The sequence below is a fragment of the Nocardia asteroides genome (genome assembly GCF_900637185.1).
GTDB lineage: Bacteria > Actinomycetota > Actinomycetes > Mycobacteriales > Mycobacteriaceae > Nocardia > Nocardia asteroides.
Window position 1 is genome coordinate 4,080,634 of record NZ_LR134352.1, and the last position, 18,337, is coordinate 4,098,970.

The window sequence follows — 18,337 nt, forward strand, 5'->3', positions numbered from 1 at the left end:
ACCGAAATGGTGCCGCGTGTAGCCCGACAAAACAAGAACGTGTTACAGAAGCTCCCGCCCAGCGGGACGGTTGCGTGCCGCCGGGGCTCCGGTACGGTGGCCATCGAACCGACGTAGACGAGATCTGGTGGTGTTGTGGTGAGCGCGAACATTCGAGACATTGCGGTGCAGACCCTGGCCGGAGCGGACACCACGCTCGGCGAGCTGGCGGGGGAGAAGGCGGTGCTGCTGGTCAACGTGGCCTCGCGCTGCGGTCTGACCCCGCAGTACACCGGCCTGGTCGAGCTGCAGAAGACCTACGGTGAGCGCGGCTTCACCGTCGTCGGCCTGCCGTGCAACCAGTTCATGGGCCAGGAGCCGGGTACCGCCGAGGAGATCCAGGAGTTCTGCTCGGTCACCTACGGTGTCGACTTCCCGCTGCTGGCCAAGGCCGACGTGAACGGCGACGACCGCCACCCGCTCTACACCGCCCTGGTCGAGACCCCGGCCGCCGACGGCACCGCGGGCGATATCCAGTGGAACTTCGAGAAGTTCCTGATCGCGCGCGACGGCACGGTCGCGGGCCGGTTCCGCCCGACCGTCACCCCGGACGCGGGCGAGATCGTCTCCGCCATCGAAGCCCAGCTCTGAGCTTCCGCGCCGCCGTCCGCGCTCCTCGCGCGGGCGGCGGCGTCGCGTTCAGGGCCCGGTGCGCTGCACGGCGAGTGCGGCGAGCGCGGCCGCGACCAGCGAGATCGCCCCGACCAGCAGATGCACCACGGTCAGCGCCCGGCCCGGGTCGGTCTCGGCGAGGGCGAAGAAGATCGACCCGATCGTGGCGATCCCGGCCACGATCCCCAGCTGCACGCTCGTCACCAGGATGCCGCTGGCGTCGGCGGCGGAGGCCTGCGGGACCGCGGCCAGTGCCCTGGTCATCAGCGGGCTGAACGCCAGCCCGTTGCCGATCCCGAACAGCGCGAGCGCCACCGACGCGGCGGGCCCTATACCGGAGCCGTCACCGAGCAGCGCGGCGAGCCAGCCCAGCGCCACCGTGGCGAGGACCAGCGCCAGCGGGATCATCCGGGCATGCCATCGCGCCGGAATCCGCTGCCAGTACAACCCGGCCGCCGCGAAGGTGACCCCCATGGGCAGGAACTGCACACCCGCACGGAGGGCGCTGTAGCCGAGATCGTTCTGCAGGTGGATCGCCATCGCGAACAGCCAGCCACCGAAACCGGCCATCACCAGCAGCAGGGTCGCCGCCGCGAGCAGCAGACCGGGTGCGGCCAGCACCTGCGGTGCGAACAGCGGTTCGCCACCGCGTGCCGCCACGGCCCGCTCGAGCCCGGCGAACACCGCGACCCCGAGTACTCCCGCGGCCAGGCACACCCACGTCCACGCCGGGTAGCCGAGCTCGCGGCCGAGGACCAGCGGGACGACGAGCAGCAGCACGGTGAGTGTCAGCGTCGCCAGGCCCGCCCCATCGAGCCGGCGATCGGTCCGGACGGTGGCACCCGGCAGCACCGTCGGCGCGATCGCCAGCAACGCCAGCCCGATCGGCACGTTCACCAGGAACACCCCGCGCCAGCTGCTGCCCGCGAGATCGGCGTCCACGATCAACCCACCCAGGATCTGGCCCGCCACCATGCCGCCGGAGATGATCGCGGCATAGATGCTCAAGGCCCTGGCCCTGGCCTGACCGGTGAACGTGCGCTGGATCAGGGTCATCACCTGCGGCACCATCGCCGCCGCTCCCGCACCCTGCGCGAACCGGAACACGATGAGCGACAACTCGTTCCAGGCCAGTCCGCAGGCCAGCGAGGCCACGGTGAACACCGCCAGCCCCGCGACGAACGTCCGCCGCTGGGTGAACCGGTCACCCAGTCGCGCACCGGCGATCAGCAGCACGGCATAGGCGATCACGTACCCCGCGACGATCAGCTGCAGCGCCGCTCCGCCGGTGTGCAGGTGCGCGCGCATCGAGGGAATGGCGACATTGACGATCGAGGCGTCCAGGACGGCCATGAACTGCCCGGTGAGAATGACGACGAGCACGGCCACCGACCGTCTGCCCGTCACCGCCGCCGGTGGCGGCGCCGAAGTGATGATCTGACTCATCCTCCGATCGTCGGGCGCCGCCGGTACCCGCACCAGGAGCCCACCGACACGGGTACCCGCACCACCCGGCTGATGTCACACTCCGCGACCCGGTGTCGTCGTCTCGTGGACGGGACAGTTCAACCGAGGAGAAACGAATGCGTATCGCAGTGATCGGTGCCGGTGGGCGGATCGGCCGCGAGGTGGTCGACGTGCTGAAGGACCGCGGCGACGAGGTCGTCGAGATCACCCGCTCGGCGGGCATCGACGTCCGGACCGGGCACGGCCTGGCCACCGCCCTGGCCGGCGTCGACGCGGTGATCGACGCGGTCAACGCCACCACCACCGAGACCGCCGCGGTGACGGAGTTCTTCCGCACCGTGGCCCGCACCGTGCACGAGGCCGCCGCCGCGGCGGGCGTGCGGCGCATCGCGGTCGTCTCGATCATCGGCATCGACGACTTCACCGCCGGGCACTACGCGGGCAAGCTGGCCCACGAACGCGCCTACCGAGAAGGACCGGTGCCGGTGCGCATCCTGCGGGCCGCGCAGTTCCACGAGTTCACCGAGATGATGCTGGACTGGACCACCGTCGGCGACCGCGCCGAAATACCCGCCTACCGCGCGCAACTGGTCGCGGCCAGGACCGTCGCCGAACACCTCGCCGACCTGGCCCGCACCGACGGCCCGGACCTGGTGGAGATCGCCGGACCGCAGCAGTGGCGTCTCGCCGAAGCGGTCGCGCTGATCGCGGCGCGGCGCGGCGGGCCCGCACAGGTCGTGGAGGTGCTCGATACCGCCGATCCCGACCACCGGCTCCAGGCCGACGGCGCGTTGCTGCCGGGTCCGAAGGCGATCATCGCGGGACCCGCCTTCACCGAATGGCTCGACGGCCGCTGAGTCCGGTGCCGGGATAGCCTCTGTGCCAACGGAACCGATGACCTAGGCTGGAATTCGTACAGTCGGTTCGATGCCTTGGAGGCGCCCCGATGTCGCACTCTTCCGCCTACCCCAGCTCCGTTCCGGTCGGGGTGGACACCACGCGCGCCAGCATCGCGCGCGTCTACGACGCCGCGCTCAACGGCAAGGACAACTACGAGGTCGACCGCGCGGTGCTGGACCAGGTCCGCACCGTCGCGCCGCAGGTCAACGACCTGGCCTGGGCCAACCGGGATTTCCTGATCCGGGTGTGCCGGTTCCTGGCCCGGGCCGGTGTCGACCAGTACCTCGACCTCGGGTCCGGCCTGCCCACCGCCGAGAACACCCACCAGGTGGTGCAGCGGGTCAACCCGGGGTCGCGGGTGGTCTACGTCGACAACGATCCGTCGGTGCTGGTGCACGCGCAGGCGCTGCTGGCCAACAACAGCCGCACCCGCATCGCCGAGGCCGACATCTTCCGCCCGCTCGAGGTCCTCGGCAACACCGCCGTCCGCGCCGAACTCGACTTCACCCGTCCGCTGGCCCTGCTCCACATCGGCACCCTGCACCACTACCTGGGCGAGGACGCCCCCGCCCTGATGCAGACCTACATCGACGCCTTACCCTCGGGCTCGTTCGTCGCGATCGCCCACTTCCATGACCCACAGACTCCCGAATACAGCGAACTGGCCCGCAAAATGGAGGAGAAGTTCATCCACAGCCCGATGGGCAGCGGCCGCTTCCGCACCAGATCCGAAATCCAGGCCATGTTCGGCGATCTCGACATGATCACCCCCGGCCTGGTCCGCTGCGACGACTGGTGGCCCGACGGCCCCCACCTCACCCCCCTCACCGACGTCCGCCACTGCATCGTCGGCGGCGTCGGCCGCAAGCCCTGATCGTTCCGTTCTCGCGGTGGCCGTGCTGCGGCTGATTCTCTGAGTCCTGGTCGTCGGAAACGGGTATCAGCGGCACCTGGATACCGGGATCGGGTTCGGCGACGATGGACGGATGAGTGGAGTGGTCGACGTGCGTTCGGTGCGCGCCGAGCGCAGGGCCCAGCTCGGCGCGTTCCTGAAGTCGCGGCGGGCCAGGATCGCGCCCGGCGATGTGGGCCTGCTGCCGGGAGCACGCAGGCGTACACCGGGATTGCGTCGGGAGGAGGTCGCGCAGCTGTCGGGGATCGGGGTCACCTGGTACACCTGGCTCGAGCAGGGGCGGCCGATCAATGCCAGTGTGCAGGTGCTGGACGCGGTCGCGCGGACGCTGTGCCTGGATCCGGTGGAGAAGGCGCACCTGTACCGGCTCGCCGACGTCCCGACGGTCCCGCAATCGGCGCATCAGACGGCCATGCCACCGGGCCTGCCCGCGATTCTGGAGCAGCTCTCGCCGCTGCCCGCTGCCCTGCTCAGCGCGAAATACGATGTGCTGGCGCACAACGACGCCTACGCTGCCCTGTGCCCGCGCTTCGTCGAGGGCGAGCGCAACGTGCTGCGCCGGGTGTTCCTCACGCCGGAGTGCTGCAACCCGTACGAGCACAGTGACGACGACCTGCGCCGGATGGTCGCCTACCTGCGCGGTGCCTACGTCCGTCACCTCGACGATCCGCAGTGGCAGGGCCTGGTCGCGGAACTGTGCGGGGCGAGCCCGCTGTTCGCGCGATTGTGGGCCAGCAACGACGTGGCCGTGCCGGTCAACGTCGTCAAGATCATCCAGCACCTGGCGGTCGGCTCGATCGCGATGCACATGACGAGCATGTCGCTGCCGGTGATCGAAGGCGCCTGGATGCAGATCTTCACCCCCGTCGACGAGGCGGCGACCGCGACGATGTCGGCGCTGCTCGCGATGACCGACGAGGAACGTCGCCGGCCCTTCGCCGATCACCTCGCGCGGTACCACGCGGCGGTCTGACCTGCGACGACGGTGATCGCCACGCGGTCGCGGACGGTCGAAAAAGTCAGTGCGCCCTCGCAAGTCGCAAACTGCGATCCTCGGGTACTATCGCCGTCGGGGGAGCGCGAGATGTCCGATGGTCTGCTTAGTATGTCGCAGGCACCGGCAGCTTCGGCTGCCTCACCAACGCCATACCCGACATCTCCAGGGGATGAAACTTGATCGACATGACACCGCACCCCGCCCCCCGGAGCCGCTTCGCGCGGCGCTCCGGCATCACCGCGGTCGTCGCGGCCGCCGCCCTCTGCGCGGCCCTCGTGACCGGCTGCACCAAGGACGACAGCACCACCACGGCCGCACCGCCTACCGGTGCGCTGCCCGACGGCGCGCAGATCGTCAAGGAGTCGGCGAAGACCACGCAGACCCTGCGCACCGTGCACCTGAAGATCGACGTGGACAACCTGCCGAACCTGCCGGTGGAGACCGTGTCGGCCGACGTCACCAACGAGACCCAGGGCTCGGGCGCCGCGATGGGCGAAGCCAAGGTGAAGCTCAAGCCGGAGGCCGAGTTCACCGAGTCGAAGTTCCTCGTGGTGGACAAGGTGCTCTACACCCAGGCCGGTGGCCGCTACGTGCCCGCGGGCCCGGCGGAGAAGGTCTATGATCCGGGCGTCATTCTGGACAAGGACAAGGGCATCGCGAATGTGATCGCCAACGTCCAGAACCCGAAGACCGAGGGCCGCGAGGTCATCGACGGCATCAACACCGTCAAGGTCACCGGCACCATCGACGCCGCCGTCATCGACCCGATCGTGCCGCGCGTCGGCGAGAACGCGGGCACCATGCCGATCACCCTGTGGATCCAGGACACCGCGCCGCCCGCCTCGGATTCGACCAAGCCCTCCGACGCCGCCTCCACCGGCGAGGGCCCGAATCTCGTTCGCGCCGTGGTGAAGAAGGACCAGGGCGAGGTCACCGTCGGGCTGTCCAACTGGGCCAAGCCGGTGAACATCGTCAAGCCCGCCGGCTGATTCGAGCCGGATCGACCCACACCGGTCCGGGGATCGCGGAGTCTGGCACGCAGTGCCGTCCGCGGCCCCGGGCCGGTGTGTCGTCTGGGTGTCGCCTGCGGTAACCAGAGCTCCGAACGCGCAAACGCGCAACCAATAAGAGAATGTTCAGCGAGATGCAAGGCGCCACAAGGACTATACGTGTCGGGACGCAGGTCGGCAGGCTACACGCATCGAACGCCGATCGACACGGAGGAAGTACACATGACGATCGATGATCGACCTGATGAAGCGGAGCGCGAGCTCCCGCCACCGCCGGGCCCCGGGGGTCGGCCTCCCGTCAACAATGTCTGGGTCTATAACGGCAGAGCCTACGACCTGAGTGACTGGATCTCCAAGCATCCGGGCGGTGAATTCTTCATCGGGCGTACGAAGAACCGTGACATCACCTCGATCATCGGTTCCTACCACCGTGATCCGGAAAAAATCGCGCGCATGATCGAGCGTTACAGTCTCGATCGCGCTGCCACCCCGGAGGACATCCACCCGAAGAACAACGCGCCCGACTTCCTGTTCAAGGAAGGCTTCAACAGCTGGGACGACACCCCCAAGTACGCCTTCGACGACAAGAACGACCTGCTGCACAAGATCAAGGCCCGGATCAAGGAGCCCGAACTGGCCGCCCGCCTGAAGCGGATGGACCGGGTGTTCGACATCGTCGTGGCGTTCCTGATCTTCGCCTACTTCGCGGTGCAGGGCCTGCGGCTGTGGGACACCAGCTGGATGCCGTTGCCGGTCTTCGTGATCGCGATGGTGCTGCTGCGCAGTTCGCTGGCCGGGTTCGGTCACTACGCGATCCACCGGGCGCAGAAGGGGCTCAACAAGTACGCGGTGAACGCGTTCGACATGAACTATGTCGCACTGTCTTTCGTCACCGCCGACGGCCACGCGCTGCTGCACCACCCGCACACCCAGAGTGAAGTCGACATCAAGAAGAACGTCTTCACGATGATGATGCAGGTGCCGCGCCTGTACCGGGTGCCGGTGCACACGGTGCACAAGTTCGGGCATCTGCTGACCGGCATGATCATCCGCCTGCTCGACGTCTGCCGGCTCACCCGCAAGGTCGGCATCAAGGACATGTACGGCACCTGGGGTGGCGCGCTGCCGCACTTCATCGGGTCGTTCGGCGTCCGGTTCCTGCTGGTGGCCGAGTTCGTGGTGTTCACCGTGGCCGGCGACTTCTGGGCCTGGGCACTGCAATTCGTGATCACGCTGTGGATCAGCACCTTCATGGTGGTGGCCAGCCACGATTTCGAGGTGCCCACCGAGGAACTGCACACCGAGACCGAGGACTGGGCGGTCAACCAGCTCGAGCAGGCCTACGACCTGACCGTCGTCGGCAACAAGTACGTCGACTGCTTCCTCTCCGCGGGCCTCAGCTCGCACCGGGTGCATCACGTGCTGCCGTTCCAGCGCAGTGGTTTCGCCAATATCGCCTCCGAGGACGTGGTGCGCGAGGAATCGGCGAAGTTCGGTGTCGAATGGCTGCCCGCGAAGAGTTTCTTCGGAGATCGTTTCCCCAAGCTGTGCCGGACCTACCTGCTCGCGCCCTCGCGCGAGGCCGAGGAGAACCGGTGGGGATTCGTGCGCGAACACTGCGCACCCACAGCGCTGAAGACCTGCGTGACCTACACGGTGCAGGGCTTCACCGGCATCGGGACCGTCTGATCCACGTCCGCTGCCGTTCTTCTCTCTGTATCGAAAGGATTTGTGCCCGTGTCTGTTTCCATCGAGCTGCTCCGAACGGCTGACGTCGAGCGCGGGCACGACCTGCTACCGCCCGCCCCGCCCACCACGGTCGGCGTGATCGAGGCGATCGCCACCGGTTCGCCCGACCGCGTGGTCGACCAGACCGTGAACGCGGGCCGGGTGGCCGAGCTGTTCTCCGATCCGGCCCAGCGGCAGCGGATTCCGCGGATCTACCAGAAGACCCGGATCGATACCCGCCACCTGGCGATCGATCCGCTCGACCCGGAGTTCCTCGAGTTCAGCCGCCGCCCCGGCACCATCCGGGACCGGATGAACCTGTTCTTCGAGCACGCCGCGCCACTGGCGGTCGACGTCGCCCGTCGCGCGGTCGCCGGGCTGTCGAACCCCGCCGAGGATATCGGTCAGCTGATCTTCGTGACCAGCACCGGATTCATCGCCCCCGGTGTCGATGTCGCGGTGGTCAAGCAGCTGGGGCTGTCGCCGACAGTGGGCCGCATGATCATCAACTTCATGGGCTGCGCCGCCGCGATGAACGGTGTCCGCGCCGCCACCGACTACGTGCGGGCGCACCCGGACAAGAAGGCGATGGTGCTGTGCATCGAGCTGAGCTCGGTCAACGCGGTGTTCGACGACGACGTCAACGACGTCATCACGCACAGCCTCTTCGGTGACGGCTGCGGCGCGGTGGTGATCGGCGCCAACCAGGTTCACCAGCCGCTCGCGCCGGGCAGCATCGTCATCCGGGACAGCTTCAGCCACCTGTTCGACGACGCCGAGGACGGCATCGTGCTCGGCATCAAGGACGCGGGGATCACCTGCGAGCTGGCCACCACGCTGCCCGACTACATCTACCGCGGTGTCGACCCCGTGGTGACCGGGGTGCTCGCGCGCAACGGCCTGGCCAAGAGCGACATCGCGCTGTGGGCGATCCACCCCGGTGGTCCGCGCATCATCGAGGAGTCGGCTCGCTCGCTGGGTATCCCGGCCGAGTCGGCGGCGCCGAGCTGGGACGTCCTGGCCGAGCACGGCAACATGCTGAGTGTGTCGCTGATCTTCGTGCTGGAGCGGATGATCCGCGACGCGCAGCCGGCGGCACCGATCTCCACCGGCGTGGCGTTCTCGTTCGCGCCCGGTGTCACCCTCGAGGGCATCGTCTTCGATGTCATCCGCAGCTGAGAGCACCTGTCATGCAACTTCTCCGTTTTCTCGCCGCGCTCTCGCCGGCCAGGATCGCGGCTGTGGTGGTCGCGGGCCTGATCTGCGGTGCGGCCAACACCTACCTGGTGACGCTGATCAACGCGGTCGTCTCGCCGAAGCCGCAGCCCGATCAGCTGCTGCTGCGGTTCGCCCTGACCGGGCTGGTCATCCTGGTCAGCGGGGTGGCCTCGCAGGTGCTGCTCATCCGGCTCTCGCAGGACGCGATCTACCGGCTGCGCAGTGACCTGAGCTCCGGTATCGTCTCGGCGCCGCTGGAACATCTGGAACGGCTCGGGATGCATCGCCTGATGGCGACGCTCACCGAGGACGTGCGCTCGCTGTCGCAGGCGGTCACCGCGATCCCGTCGATCTGTGTCGACGTGGCGACGATCGTCGGGTGCTTCGTGTTCCTGGCCATCGTGTCGGGTCCGATCTTCGCGGTGACGGTGGCGGGCACGCTGGTCGGCATCGCCTGTGTCGAACTGGTGCTCAAGCGGGTTCGCGGGATCTACCGGGAGGCGCGCGAGAACGAGGACGCGCTGCTGCGCTCGTTCCAGTCGGTCACCCTGGGGATCAAGGAGCTCAAGCTGCACCGCGGTCGGCGCCGGGACTTCATGGACCGGCATCTGCTCGGCTCGGCGAGCAGCCTGCGCGAGCAGAACACCGACGCGGGGTCGAAGTTCTCCTACGCCCAGGGGTTCGGGCAGGCGCTGCAGCTGGCGACGATGGCGCTGATCCTGTTCGTCGTGGCGGCGGCGCTGAACCTGCCGCGCGACACGATGGTCGGCTACGTGCTGGTCACCACGTTCCTGGCGATGCCGATGCAGAACTTCATGCACCGCATCCCGGATCTGCTGCGCGGCGATGTGGCGCTGGCCAAGATCCGGGCGATGAACCTGTCGATGGAGACCCTGCACAACGAGGAACTCCTGCCGTACACGGAACGTCCGGCGGTGGGGGAGGCCAAGCTGGAACTGACCGATGTCAGCTACGTGTACCGCGCGGAGGCTCCGTCGCCGGTCCCGCCGCCACCCGGCGCGCACCCGCCGGGTCCGCCCGCCCGGGGTGGGCATCCGCCGCGTCCCGGCAGGCCGCCGCACGCGGGTGACGGCCGTCCCGGTGGCCCGCACCCGGCGCATCCGGTGGGCGGTCCGCAGCCGGATGTGAACGGCAAGAACTGGATCGACCACGGCGGCAGCGATGTCCGTCCGCTGGCGCCGCCGCCCGGACTCGACGGGTCCGAGGACGCCGGTTTCCGGCTCGGTCCGATCGATTTGGTCTTCGAACCGGGCCAGATCACGTTCATCGTCGGTGGCAACGGCAGCGGGAAGTCGACGCTGGCCAAACTCATCACCGGTCTGTACGTGCCCCGCTCGGGGTCGTTGTCGCTCAACGGGGAGAGGATCGACCACGACAACATCGAGTGGTTCCGGCAGAATTCGTCGGCGGTGTTCACCGATTTCCATCTGTTCGAGGACTACCTGGGTTTCGACCGTCCCGGTATCGACGCCGAAGTCCAGCGTTACCTCGAGGAGTTGCAGATCGCGCACAAGGTGACGGTGCGCGACGGGAAGCTGTCGACCGTCGATCTGTCCCAGGGGCAGCGTAAGCGGTTGGCCCTGCTCACCGCACTGCTCGAGGACCGGCAGATCTACGTCTTCGACGAGTGGGCCGCCGATCAGGAGCCGCGCTTCCGTGAGGTCTTCTACCGGGAGATCCTCACCGACCTGAAGCGGCGCGGGAAGACGGTCATCGTGATCACCCACGACGACCGGTATTTCGACTGCGCCGACCAGCTGGTGAAGCTCGACTTCGGCCTGGTGGCGGTGTAGCGCCGACGATCGAAACGCCGGCCCGGTCCCGAGGACCGGGCCGGCGTTTCGCGTGTTCAGGCGATGTCGCGGTGGGCCGCGATCAGCTGGTTCATCGGTGGCCGGTCGGCGAGGGTGACCTCTGACGGTGTGCGTCGCCACCCGGTTTCGCCCGGACTGAACTGCACGAGCCCGATGCCGGAGTCGCGGATGCCGAGCCGGTCGAGCAGGGTCGCCACCACCTGCCTGCTCATCACCGCCAGCTCGTGGGTGGGGCGGTGCCGGTGCCTGCGCACCCCCAGATCGACCTGGCCGATCGCCGACAGCCCGTGGCGCTGCCAGCAGTCGATGAGCATGCCGATCTCGGCGCCGTAGCCGCCCGCGACCGAGATCTCGCCGAGAAACGTTCGGGTGGCAGCGTATTCACCGCCCAGCGGCTGCACGATCTCGGCCAGCGCGGGGGCCAGCGCGGTCAGCAGCGGACGCGCGACCAGCTGGGTGACCCGGCCGCCGCCGTCGGCGTCCACCCCGTCGCCGTGCGTCATCGGCCTGCGATAGAACCCCTTGACCAGCGCGAGCCCGGGATCGGCCAGCAACGGGGCGAGCAGCGCCGGGACGAACTCCGGGTCGGGGGCGACCAGGTCGGCGTCGAGGAAGACGAGCAGATCGCCCGTGCTCACCGCCAGCGACCGCCACACCACCTCGCCCTTCCCGGGTCGCGGCGTCACCGTCGGCAGCGCCTCCTCCGAGGTGTAGACCGCCGCGCCGGCCGCGCGCGCCCGCGCGACCGTGCGATCGGCCGATCCGGCGTCGACGACGAGCAGTTCGTCGACCAGGCCGCCGAGCCACGGCCGCACGGCGGCGATCACCCCGGCGACGGTGTCCTCGTCGTCGAGCGCGGGCACCACCACCGAGACCCGGCGACCGTTCTTCCGGTCGATCAGTTCACGGACGTCCATGCCGACCAGTGAACGACACCGGGCGCCGCGCCCGCCAGCACTCGCCGAAATTCCTGTGACCGACGCCAACGGGCCGCTCCACCCGCTATCGGGACCGACAACCGGAAGCCGGGCCCCGGGCGGGTGGCGCGGGTACCGTGGGCGTGATCGCGCAGGTGGGCGCGGTGACCGGTGGAGGGCGGTGTCATGACAGGAAGCGCAGCGGTCGTGGAGGTGCCCAAGGGGTCCAAGACCGATCTGGCCGACGGGCGGTACACGGTGCGGCTCGATTCGGACGGTCCGGCCGGCGCCGTGGACGTGTCGGCGGTGCTGGTGACCGCCGACGGGCGGGTCCGCTCCGACGCCGACTTCGTGTTCTTCAACAATCCGTCCGCGCCGGGAGTGCGGCTGGAATCCGACGCGGTGGTGTCGGTGGACCTGGCGGCCGTGCCCGCCGACATCGCGCGGGTGGTGATCGCGGGCAGCACCGAAGCGCAGGGGTTGCGGTTCGGCGAGGTGACCGGCTTGCGGGTCGCCGTGGCCGGGCCCGACCGGACGGTGAGTTTCGTTCCGCCCGGGCTGGATTCGGAGACCGTGCTGCAGGCCGTGGCCCTGTACCGGCGCGGCGGCGGCTGGCGGCTGGACGCGATCGGACAGGGTTACAGCGCCGGGCTGGCGGCCTTCGCCACCGACTACGGGATCGTCGTGGACGACGAACCGCCCGCTCCTGTCCCGGCGCCCGCCGCCGCGGCGCCGGTGCCGATCCCGCCCGCCATCGATCTGCGCAAGGTCGACGTGGTGCTCACCAAGGACTCGCCGGACAAGCGCGCGTGTATCGACCTGCGCAAGGGCGAACCGGGCTATGTCCTCACCGTCGGCCTCGAATGGGACGGGCGCGGCGCGCAGTACGAGCCCGACGGCCGGGTCCGCAGCTACGGTACCGGCGACCTGGACGTGTACTTCTTCTGCCGCAACGAGATCACCGGCGACTATGTGGTGATCAGCGGCGAGAAGGGACACCAGGGCGACTTGGCGGCCTGGCCGCACATCCACCACCAGGGCGACAGCCGCGGGCCCGGCGCGAAGAATCTGCCCGCCACCGAACAGGTGGTGGTGCGCCCCACCGAGAACGGCGACCTGCTGCTCAACGTCTACCAGTCCGTCGACAACGGCGCCGGCGCCATCGACACCTTCGGCAGGCCCCGGGTCCGGGTACGCTACGGCCGCGCCGGGCACGACGGCCTGCCCGGCCCGGATGCCGACCAGATCACCGTCGTCATCGGCAACGGCAAGAACTCCTTCTGGGCCACGGTCGCCCACATCGACGTGCGCGACGGGATCCTCACCGTCGACGGCACCACCCGCTACAGCCGGGCCTTCAGCGAACGGATGCCGGTACTCGACAGCAGCGGCACGTGGGTGCGCTCGGCCAAGAACGGGCCGGTGGGCCGCAGCAAGCGCGGCAACGGCCTAGGCCTGAGCAGCTACGCGGGACGCTGCCCCGATCCGCGCTGATCGCCGAGCAGTTCGGCCCGCTGTTCGTCGACGGTGACCCGCAGCGCCTCCACCACCGCCGCCACCTCCGGGCGGCGCAGGGTCTCCGCGCGCGCGACGAGCCAGTAGGTGAGCCGCACCCGGACCTGCGCGCCGAGCACCCGCACGAGATCGTCGTGCCGGTCGGCCATGAAACACGGCAGCAGACCGATCCCGGCGGCCGCGCGGGTGGCCTCGACGTGCACGAAAACATTGGTGGAGGAAACGGATTGGCGCATGGCCGGGGTGAAGCTGGTGGCCAGGTCGAGGTCGTCGACCTGCAGGATCGACTCGACGAAGTAGACGAGCGGATAGCGGCGCAGCTCCTCCACCGACGCCGGGACGCCGTGCTCGGCCAGATAGTCCCTGGCGGCGTAGAGGCCGAGGCTGTAGTCGCCCAGCCGGATTGCCTCGGCACGCTGGACCTGCGGCTTCCCGACCACCACTTCGATGTCGAGGCCGCTGCGCTGGGTGGAGGCGCGCCGCGTGGTCGCGATGATCTCCACCGCCACCCGCGGATGCCTGCGCTGCACCCGCGCGGCGGCGGGCGCGGCCAGGTAGGCGCTGAAGCCGTCGGTGGCCGACAGCCGCACCACGCCTTCGAGTTCGGGCGCGCCGTCGGCCGCGCCCAGTGAGCGCACCGCGGCGTCGATGGTCTCGGCGGCCGCGAGGGCCGCGCGACCGAGATCGGTGAGTTCCCAGCCGCCGGTGACCCGGGTCAGCACCCGCCCGCCCACCGCGCGTTCCAGTGCCGCGATCCGGCGCGAGATCGTGGTGTGGTTGATGCCCAATTCCTCGGCGGCGGTGACGAAACGGCCCGAACGGCCGACGGCGAGCAGCACCAGCAGGTCGTCGGCGCTCGGCCGCCGGGCGGGATCCGGCGAGGTCGCGCTCATTTCTGCATCTTTGCAGATGCCGCGTGCGAACTTGGCCATTGCGACCGAATTCGATCTGCACGAATACTCTTCGCATTGCTAGTGGGCTGCATCACAGTCGAGTCGTGACGTGGCCGCGATCACCAAGGAGCAGTGATGAGCGTCAGCAACGCGACACCACCGGCCGGGGACGGCACCGCACCGAGCGGCCTGCGCCGGGTGGTGGCCGCCTCGATGGCGGGAACTGTCGTCGAGTGGTACGAGTTCTTCCTCTACGGCACCGCCGCCACCCTCGTGTTCAGCAAGGTGTTCTTCGCCAAGGGGACCAGCGATCTGGACGCGATCCTGGCCGCGTTCGTCACCTACGCCGTCGGGTTCGTGGCACGACCGCTGGGCGGCATCGTCTTCGGCTACTTCGGTGACCGCTACGGGCGCAAGAAGCTGCTGCAACTGAGCCTGGTCCTGGTCGGCGGCGCGACCTTCCTGATGGGCTGTCTGCCCACCTTCACCCAGATCGGCTACTGGGCTCCGGCACTGCTGGTGACCCTGCGGTTCATCCAGGGATTCGCCATCGGCGGCGAATGGGGTGGCGCGGTCCTGCTGGTGGCCGAACACAGCCCGAGCCGCAGTCGCGCGTTCTGGGCGAGCTGGCCGCAGGCCGGTGTGCCCGCGGGCAATCTGCTCGCCACCGTCGTGCTGCTGGTGCTCACCTCCACGCTGTCGGACGCGGCGTTCCTGAGCTGGGGCTGGCGCGTGGCGTTCTGGCTGTCGGCGGTGGTGGTGCTGGTCGGCTACTACGTGCGCACCAAGGTGACCGACGCCCCGATCTTCCTCGCCGCGCAGCAGCAGATGGAGCAGGCCAAGGCGTCCTCGTTCAGCGTGTTCGAGGTGCTGCGCCGCTACCCGCGTGGTGTCTTCACCGCCATGGGGCTGCGTTTCGGCGAGAACATCATGTACTACCTGGTGGTCACCTTCTCGATCACCTACCTGAAGGTCCACGTGCACGCCGACACCACCACCATCCTGTGGTGGTTGCTGGCCGCGCATGCCGTGCACATGGCGGTGATCCCGCTGGCGGGTCACCTCGGTGACCGGCTGGGGCGCCGCCCCGTCTACCTCGTCGGCGCCGTGGCCGCCGCCACCTGGGGCTTCTTCGCCTTCCCGCTGATGGACTCCGGGCACAGCGCGCTGATCCTGGCCGCGATCATCGTCGGCCTGGTGTTCCACGGCCTGATGTACGCCGGGCAGCCGGCCATCATGGCGGAGATGTTCCCGACCCGGATGCGCTATTCCGGTGTGTCGCTGGGCTATCAGGTCACCTCGATCGTGGCGGGCTCGCTCGCGCCGATCATCGCGGTGAAGCTGCTCGACACCTACGGTTCCTCGGTGCCGATCGCGGTGTATCTGGCGGTGGCCGCGACGATCACGGTGATCGCGGTCCTGTGCGCCCGTGAGACCAAGGGCATCGACCTGGAATCCCTCGACGCCGCCGATGCCACGGAGACCGCCGCGGTCGCGACTCCCGTGTCCACCAAGGTGGTACCGGCATGAGCGACCTGATCGGACGAACCGCGCTGGTCACCGGCGCGGCGGGCGGAATCGGCGCGGCCTGCGCGCACGAACTGGCCGCCCGCGGTGCGGCGGTGACCGTCGCCGATGTCGACGAGCTCGGCGCCAAGACGGTGGCCGCCGAGATCGGCGGACAGGCCTGGGCGGTGGACCTGCTCGACGTCGACGCGCTGGCCCAGCTGACGCTGTCGGTCGACATTCTGGTCAACAACGCCGGCGTGCAGACGGTCAGCCCGCTCGAGGACTTCCCGCCGGAACGGTTCCGCCAGATCCAGACACTGATGGTGGAGGCGCCGTTCCTGCTGATCCGGGCCGCGCTGCCGCACATGTACGCGCAAGGCTTCGGCCGCGTCGTCAACATCTCCTCGGTGCACGGCCTGCGCGCCTCGCCGTTCAAGGTGGCCTATGTGACGGCCAAGCACGCGCTGGAAGGGCTGTCGAAGGTGACCGCGGTCGAAGGCGGCCCGCACGGCGTCACCAGCAACTGCGTGAACCCCGGCTATGTGCGCACCCCGCTGGTGGACAGGCAGATCGCCGAACAGGCCGCGGCGCACGGAATCCCCGAGCAGGAAGTGCTGGACAAGGTGCTGCTCACCGAGAGCGCGATCAAACGCCTGATCGAACCGGAGGAGGTCGCGGCGCTGGTCGCCTGGCTGGTGTCCGGGCACGCCGGAATGGTGACCGGGTCCTCGTATGTGATGGACGGGGGGTGGAGCGCGCGATGACGACCACGACCGCGACACCGCAGTGGGTGCCGAGCGAACACGACATCGCCGAGGCCAGGATCACCGACTTCGCCCGCTTCGCCGAGACCCGGCTGTCTGTCGCGCTGCCGGACTACCCGGCGCAGTGGCGCTGGTCGGTCGACGATCCGGCGGCGTTCTGGGGCGCGGTGTGGGACTACTTCGAGCTGGGGGAGCGGCCGTCGGCAGTACTGGCCGACGACTCCATGCCGGGCGCGCGGTGGTTTCCGGGTGTCCACCTCAACTATGTGGACCAGGTGATCCGGCAGGCGCGCACCGACCGGCCCGCGATCGTGTCGGTCGACGAGGACGGCACGCGCACCGAGCTGTCGTGGGCCGAGATGCTCGGCCGGGCAGCGGGTTTCGCGCGGACGCTGCGCGACCTCGGGGTCCGGCCCGGAGATCGGGTAGTCGGCTACCTGCCCGACATCGCCGAAACGGTGATCGCGTTCCTGGGAACGGTGAGCCTGGGCGCCGTGTGGAGCGCGTGCGGTCAGGACTACACCGCCAAGGCCGCCCACGACCGCCTCGGGCAGCTCGCGCCGGTCGTGCTGGTCGCCGCCGACGGCTACCGCTACGGCGGCAAGGACCACGACAAGCTCGACGAGGTCGCGGCCCTGCGAGTGGCACTACCCGAACTGCGGGCGACGGTACTCGTCTCGCGCCGCGGCGGCGCCCTCGACGGTGCACTCGACTGGGACACCGCCACCGCAGCGGCCGCGAGCGCACCGGGGACCGAACCGGTGCCCTTCGACCATCCGCTGTGGGTGCTGTACTCCTCGGGGACCACCGGGCTGCCCAAGGGCATCGTGCACGGTCACGGCGGGGTGCTGCTGGAACACCTGAAAGCGGTGGCGTTGCAGTGCGATATCGGCCGCGACGACACCTTCCTCTGGTACACCAGCCCGAGCTGGATGATGTGGAACTTCCAGGTCGCCGGGCTGCTCGTCGGGGCGACCGTGGTCTGCTATCCGGGCAGCCCGACCGCGGGACGGCCGGATGCGCTGTGGGACATCGCCGCCCGGGTGCGCGCCACCGTGCTCGGCACCAGCCCCGGCTACGTGCTGGCCTGCGCGAAAGCCGGTGTGGAGCCGGGACGTGAGCACGATCTGTCGGCGCTGCGGCTGATCGGGGTCACCGGGTCGGCATTGCCCGCCACCTCGTCGCTGTGGCTGTCCGACAAGGTCGGGGCACACATTCCGGTGGCCTCGATCAGCGGCGGCACCGATGTGGTGTCGGCCTTCGCGGGCGGGGTGCGCACGGTTCCGGTGTGGCCCGGTGAGCTGTCGGCCCCCTACCTCGGTGTCGCGCTGGAGGCGTGGGACAGCGCGGGCAACCCGGTGCACGATGCCGTCGGAGAACTCGTCGTCACCCGGCCGATGCCGTCCATGCCGGTCGGCTTCTGGCGCGATTTCGACGGATCCCGTTATCGCCGAGCCTATTTCGAGGATTTCCCCGGCGTCTGGCGGCACGGGGACTGGATCACCCGGACCGGCCACGGCAGTGTCGTCGTGCACGGCCGCTCCGATTCCACGCTCAACCGGCACGGCATCCGGATGGGTAGTGCCGACATCTACCAGGTGGTGGAACAGCTCCCGGAGGTGGTCGACTCGCTGATCATCGGCGCGGAACAAGCCGACGGCGGCTACTGGATGCCGCTGTTCGTCGTAATGCCCGCCGGTGCGACCCTCACCGACGAGCTGAGAACCGGCATCGTGGAAGCCATCCGGACGCAGGTCTCTCCCCGGCACGTTCCGGACGTCATCGTGCAGGCGCCGGGTGTCCCGCGCACCAGGACCGGCAAGAAACTGGAAGTCCCGGTGAAACGGATCCTCCAGGGCGCCGGCCCCGCGGAGGTGGTCGACCCTTCGACCGTGGACCAGCCGCTCCTGCTGGACTGGTACGCCCAGATCCGCCGGGACGGCTTGTAGCCGAGGACGCGCAAGGCCGCCGCTGCACGAATCGCGAAGTCGCCTGCAACATTTCGGCGATTGACTACGAT

General features: G+C 69.1%; 15 protein-coding genes. 12 read left to right on the top strand and 3 right to left on the bottom strand.

Annotation, left to right across the window (positions count from 1 at the left end; all coding sequences use genetic code 11):
* The first annotated feature begins 135 nt into the window (after nt 1-135).
* Complete coding sequence (locus EL493_RS19130; RefSeq protein ID WP_019046923.1) at nt 136-630, top strand: glutathione peroxidase; 495 nt, start codon at nt 136-138, stop codon at nt 628-630.
* A gap of 48 nt (nt 631-678) precedes the next feature.
* On the opposite strand, the gene EL493_RS19135 is transcribed toward EL493_RS19130, so the two are convergent.
* Nucleotides 679-2,097 (bottom strand): MFS transporter, encoded by a 1,419-nt coding sequence (locus EL493_RS19135; RefSeq protein WP_019046924.1) that lies wholly within the window; start codon nt 2,095-2,097, stop codon nt 679-681.
* A 137-nt stretch (nt 2,098-2,234) separates the two neighbouring features.
* Here EL493_RS19135 and EL493_RS19140 point away from each other — a divergent pair, with 137 nt between their 5' ends.
* The 7 genes from EL493_RS19140 (at nt 2,235) to EL493_RS19170 (ending at nt 10,698) form a co-directional block, all read left to right on the top strand.
* Entirely contained in the window at nt 2,235-2,975 is a 741-nt protein-coding gene (locus tag EL493_RS19140; protein ID WP_022566933.1) for an SDR family oxidoreductase, read from the top strand.
* Between the two features lie 89 nt (nt 2,976-3,064).
* A complete protein-coding gene (locus EL493_RS19145; protein WP_019046926.1) occupies nt 3,065-3,892 on the top strand; it encodes an SAM-dependent methyltransferase in 828 nt (275 codons plus the stop codon).
* A 112-nt stretch (nt 3,893-4,004) separates the two neighbouring features.
* Complete coding sequence (locus EL493_RS19150) at nt 4,005-4,904, top strand: helix-turn-helix transcriptional regulator (protein WP_022566932.1); 900 nt, start codon at nt 4,005-4,007, stop codon at nt 4,902-4,904.
* Between the two features lie 209 nt (nt 4,905-5,113).
* Nucleotides 5,114-5,917 carry an LppX_LprAFG lipoprotein gene (locus tag EL493_RS19155; protein ID WP_019046928.1) on the top strand — a complete coding sequence of 268 codons (804 nt, stop codon included), beginning with the start codon at nt 5,114-5,116 and terminating at the stop codon, nt 5,915-5,917.
* A gap of 243 nt (nt 5,918-6,160) precedes the next feature.
* The gene (locus EL493_RS19160; RefSeq protein WP_019046929.1) at nt 6,161-7,627 is read left to right on the top strand and encodes a fatty acid desaturase; all 1,467 of its coding nucleotides are present in this window, start codon (nt 6,161-6,163) and stop codon (nt 7,625-7,627) included.
* 48 nt (nt 7,628-7,675) lie between these two features.
* A complete protein-coding gene (locus tag EL493_RS19165; RefSeq protein ID WP_019046930.1) occupies nt 7,676-8,845 on the top strand; it encodes a type III polyketide synthase in 1,170 nt (389 codons plus the stop codon).
* An 11-nt stretch (nt 8,846-8,856) separates the two neighbouring features.
* Nucleotides 8,857-10,698 carry an ATP-binding cassette domain-containing protein gene (locus EL493_RS19170; protein ID WP_019046931.1) on the top strand — a complete coding sequence of 614 codons (1,842 nt, stop codon included), beginning with the start codon at nt 8,857-8,859 and terminating at the stop codon, nt 10,696-10,698.
* Between the two features lie 56 nt (nt 10,699-10,754).
* Here the strand turns inward: EL493_RS19170 and EL493_RS19175 are convergent, their stop codons facing one another.
* Nucleotides 10,755-11,636: a glucosyl-3-phosphoglycerate synthase gene (locus EL493_RS19175; protein WP_019046932.1), complete on the bottom strand. Its 882-nt coding sequence runs from the start codon at nt 11,634-11,636 to the stop codon at nt 10,755-10,757.
* 186 nt (nt 11,637-11,822) lie between these two features.
* Between EL493_RS19175 and EL493_RS19180 the strand changes: the two genes are divergently transcribed.
* On the top strand, nt 11,823-13,130 hold the full coding sequence (locus EL493_RS19180) for a TerD family protein (protein WP_030202080.1): 1,308 nt from the start codon (nt 11,823-11,825) through the stop codon (nt 13,128-13,130).
* Here the strand turns inward: EL493_RS19180 and EL493_RS19185 are convergent.
* Nucleotides 13,100-14,044: a LysR family transcriptional regulator gene (locus EL493_RS19185; protein ID WP_198040963.1), complete on the bottom strand. Its 945-nt coding sequence runs from the start codon at nt 14,042-14,044 to the stop codon at nt 13,100-13,102. The genes EL493_RS19180 and EL493_RS19185 overlap by 31 nt on opposite strands.
* Nucleotides 14,045-14,179: 135 nt before the next feature.
* On the opposite strand from EL493_RS19185, the gene EL493_RS19190 reads away from it, so the two are divergent.
* The 3 genes from EL493_RS19190 to EL493_RS19200 are packed head-to-tail and all read left to right on the top strand — an operon-like array spanning nt 14,180 to nt 18,266.
* Complete coding sequence (locus EL493_RS19190; protein WP_019046935.1) at nt 14,180-15,574, top strand: MFS transporter; 1,395 nt, start codon at nt 14,180-14,182, stop codon at nt 15,572-15,574.
* Nucleotides 15,571-16,317: a 3-hydroxybutyrate dehydrogenase gene (locus tag EL493_RS19195; RefSeq protein WP_019046936.1), complete on the top strand. Its 747-nt coding sequence runs from the start codon at nt 15,571-15,573 to the stop codon at nt 16,315-16,317. Before EL493_RS19190 ends, EL493_RS19195 begins: the two co-directional genes overlap by 4 nt.
* On the top strand, nt 16,314-18,266 hold the full coding sequence (locus EL493_RS19200; protein ID WP_022566929.1) for an acetoacetate--CoA ligase: 1,953 nt from the start codon (nt 16,314-16,316) through the stop codon (nt 18,264-18,266). The genes EL493_RS19195 and EL493_RS19200 overlap by 4 nt, the downstream gene beginning before the upstream one ends.
* Nucleotides 18,267-18,337: the final 71 nt, after the last annotated feature.

What these genes read in the sequence shown, in the direction of transcription:
- EL493_RS19135 (WP_019046924.1), bottom strand. Translation starts at nt 2,097, where the DNA reads ATGAGTCAGATCATCACTTCGGCGCCGCCACCGGCGGCGGTGACGGGC.
- EL493_RS19140 (WP_022566933.1), top strand. Translation starts at nt 2,235, where the DNA reads ATGCGTATCGCAGTGATCGGTGCCGGTGGGCGGATCGGCCGCGAGGTG.
- EL493_RS19145 (WP_019046926.1), top strand. Translation starts at nt 3,065, where the DNA reads ATGTCGCACTCTTCCGCCTACCCCAGCTCCGTTCCGGTCGGGGTGGAC.
- EL493_RS19150 (WP_022566932.1), top strand. Translation starts at nt 4,005, where the DNA reads ATGAGTGGAGTGGTCGACGTGCGTTCGGTGCGCGCCGAGCGCAGGGCC.
- EL493_RS19155 (WP_019046928.1), top strand. Translation starts at nt 5,114, where the DNA reads ATGACACCGCACCCCGCCCCCCGGAGCCGCTTCGCGCGGCGCTCCGGC.
- EL493_RS19160 (WP_019046929.1), top strand. Translation starts at nt 6,161, where the DNA reads ATGACGATCGATGATCGACCTGATGAAGCGGAGCGCGAGCTCCCGCCA.
- EL493_RS19170 (WP_019046931.1), top strand. Translation starts at nt 8,857, where the DNA reads ATGCAACTTCTCCGTTTTCTCGCCGCGCTCTCGCCGGCCAGGATCGCG.
- EL493_RS19175 (WP_019046932.1), bottom strand. Translation starts at nt 11,636, where the DNA reads ATGGACGTCCGTGAACTGATCGACCGGAAGAACGGTCGCCGGGTCTCG.
- EL493_RS19180 (WP_030202080.1), top strand. Translation starts at nt 11,823, where the DNA reads ATGACAGGAAGCGCAGCGGTCGTGGAGGTGCCCAAGGGGTCCAAGACC.
- EL493_RS19185 (WP_198040963.1), bottom strand. Translation starts at nt 14,044, where the DNA reads ATGAGCGCGACCTCGCCGGATCCCGCCCGGCGGCCGAGCGCCGACGAC.
- EL493_RS19190 (WP_019046935.1), top strand. Translation starts at nt 14,180, where the DNA reads ATGAGCGTCAGCAACGCGACACCACCGGCCGGGGACGGCACCGCACCG.
- EL493_RS19195 (WP_019046936.1), top strand. Translation starts at nt 15,571, where the DNA reads ATGAGCGACCTGATCGGACGAACCGCGCTGGTCACCGGCGCGGCGGGC.
- EL493_RS19200 (WP_022566929.1), top strand. Translation starts at nt 16,314, where the DNA reads ATGACGACCACGACCGCGACACCGCAGTGGGTGCCGAGCGAACACGAC.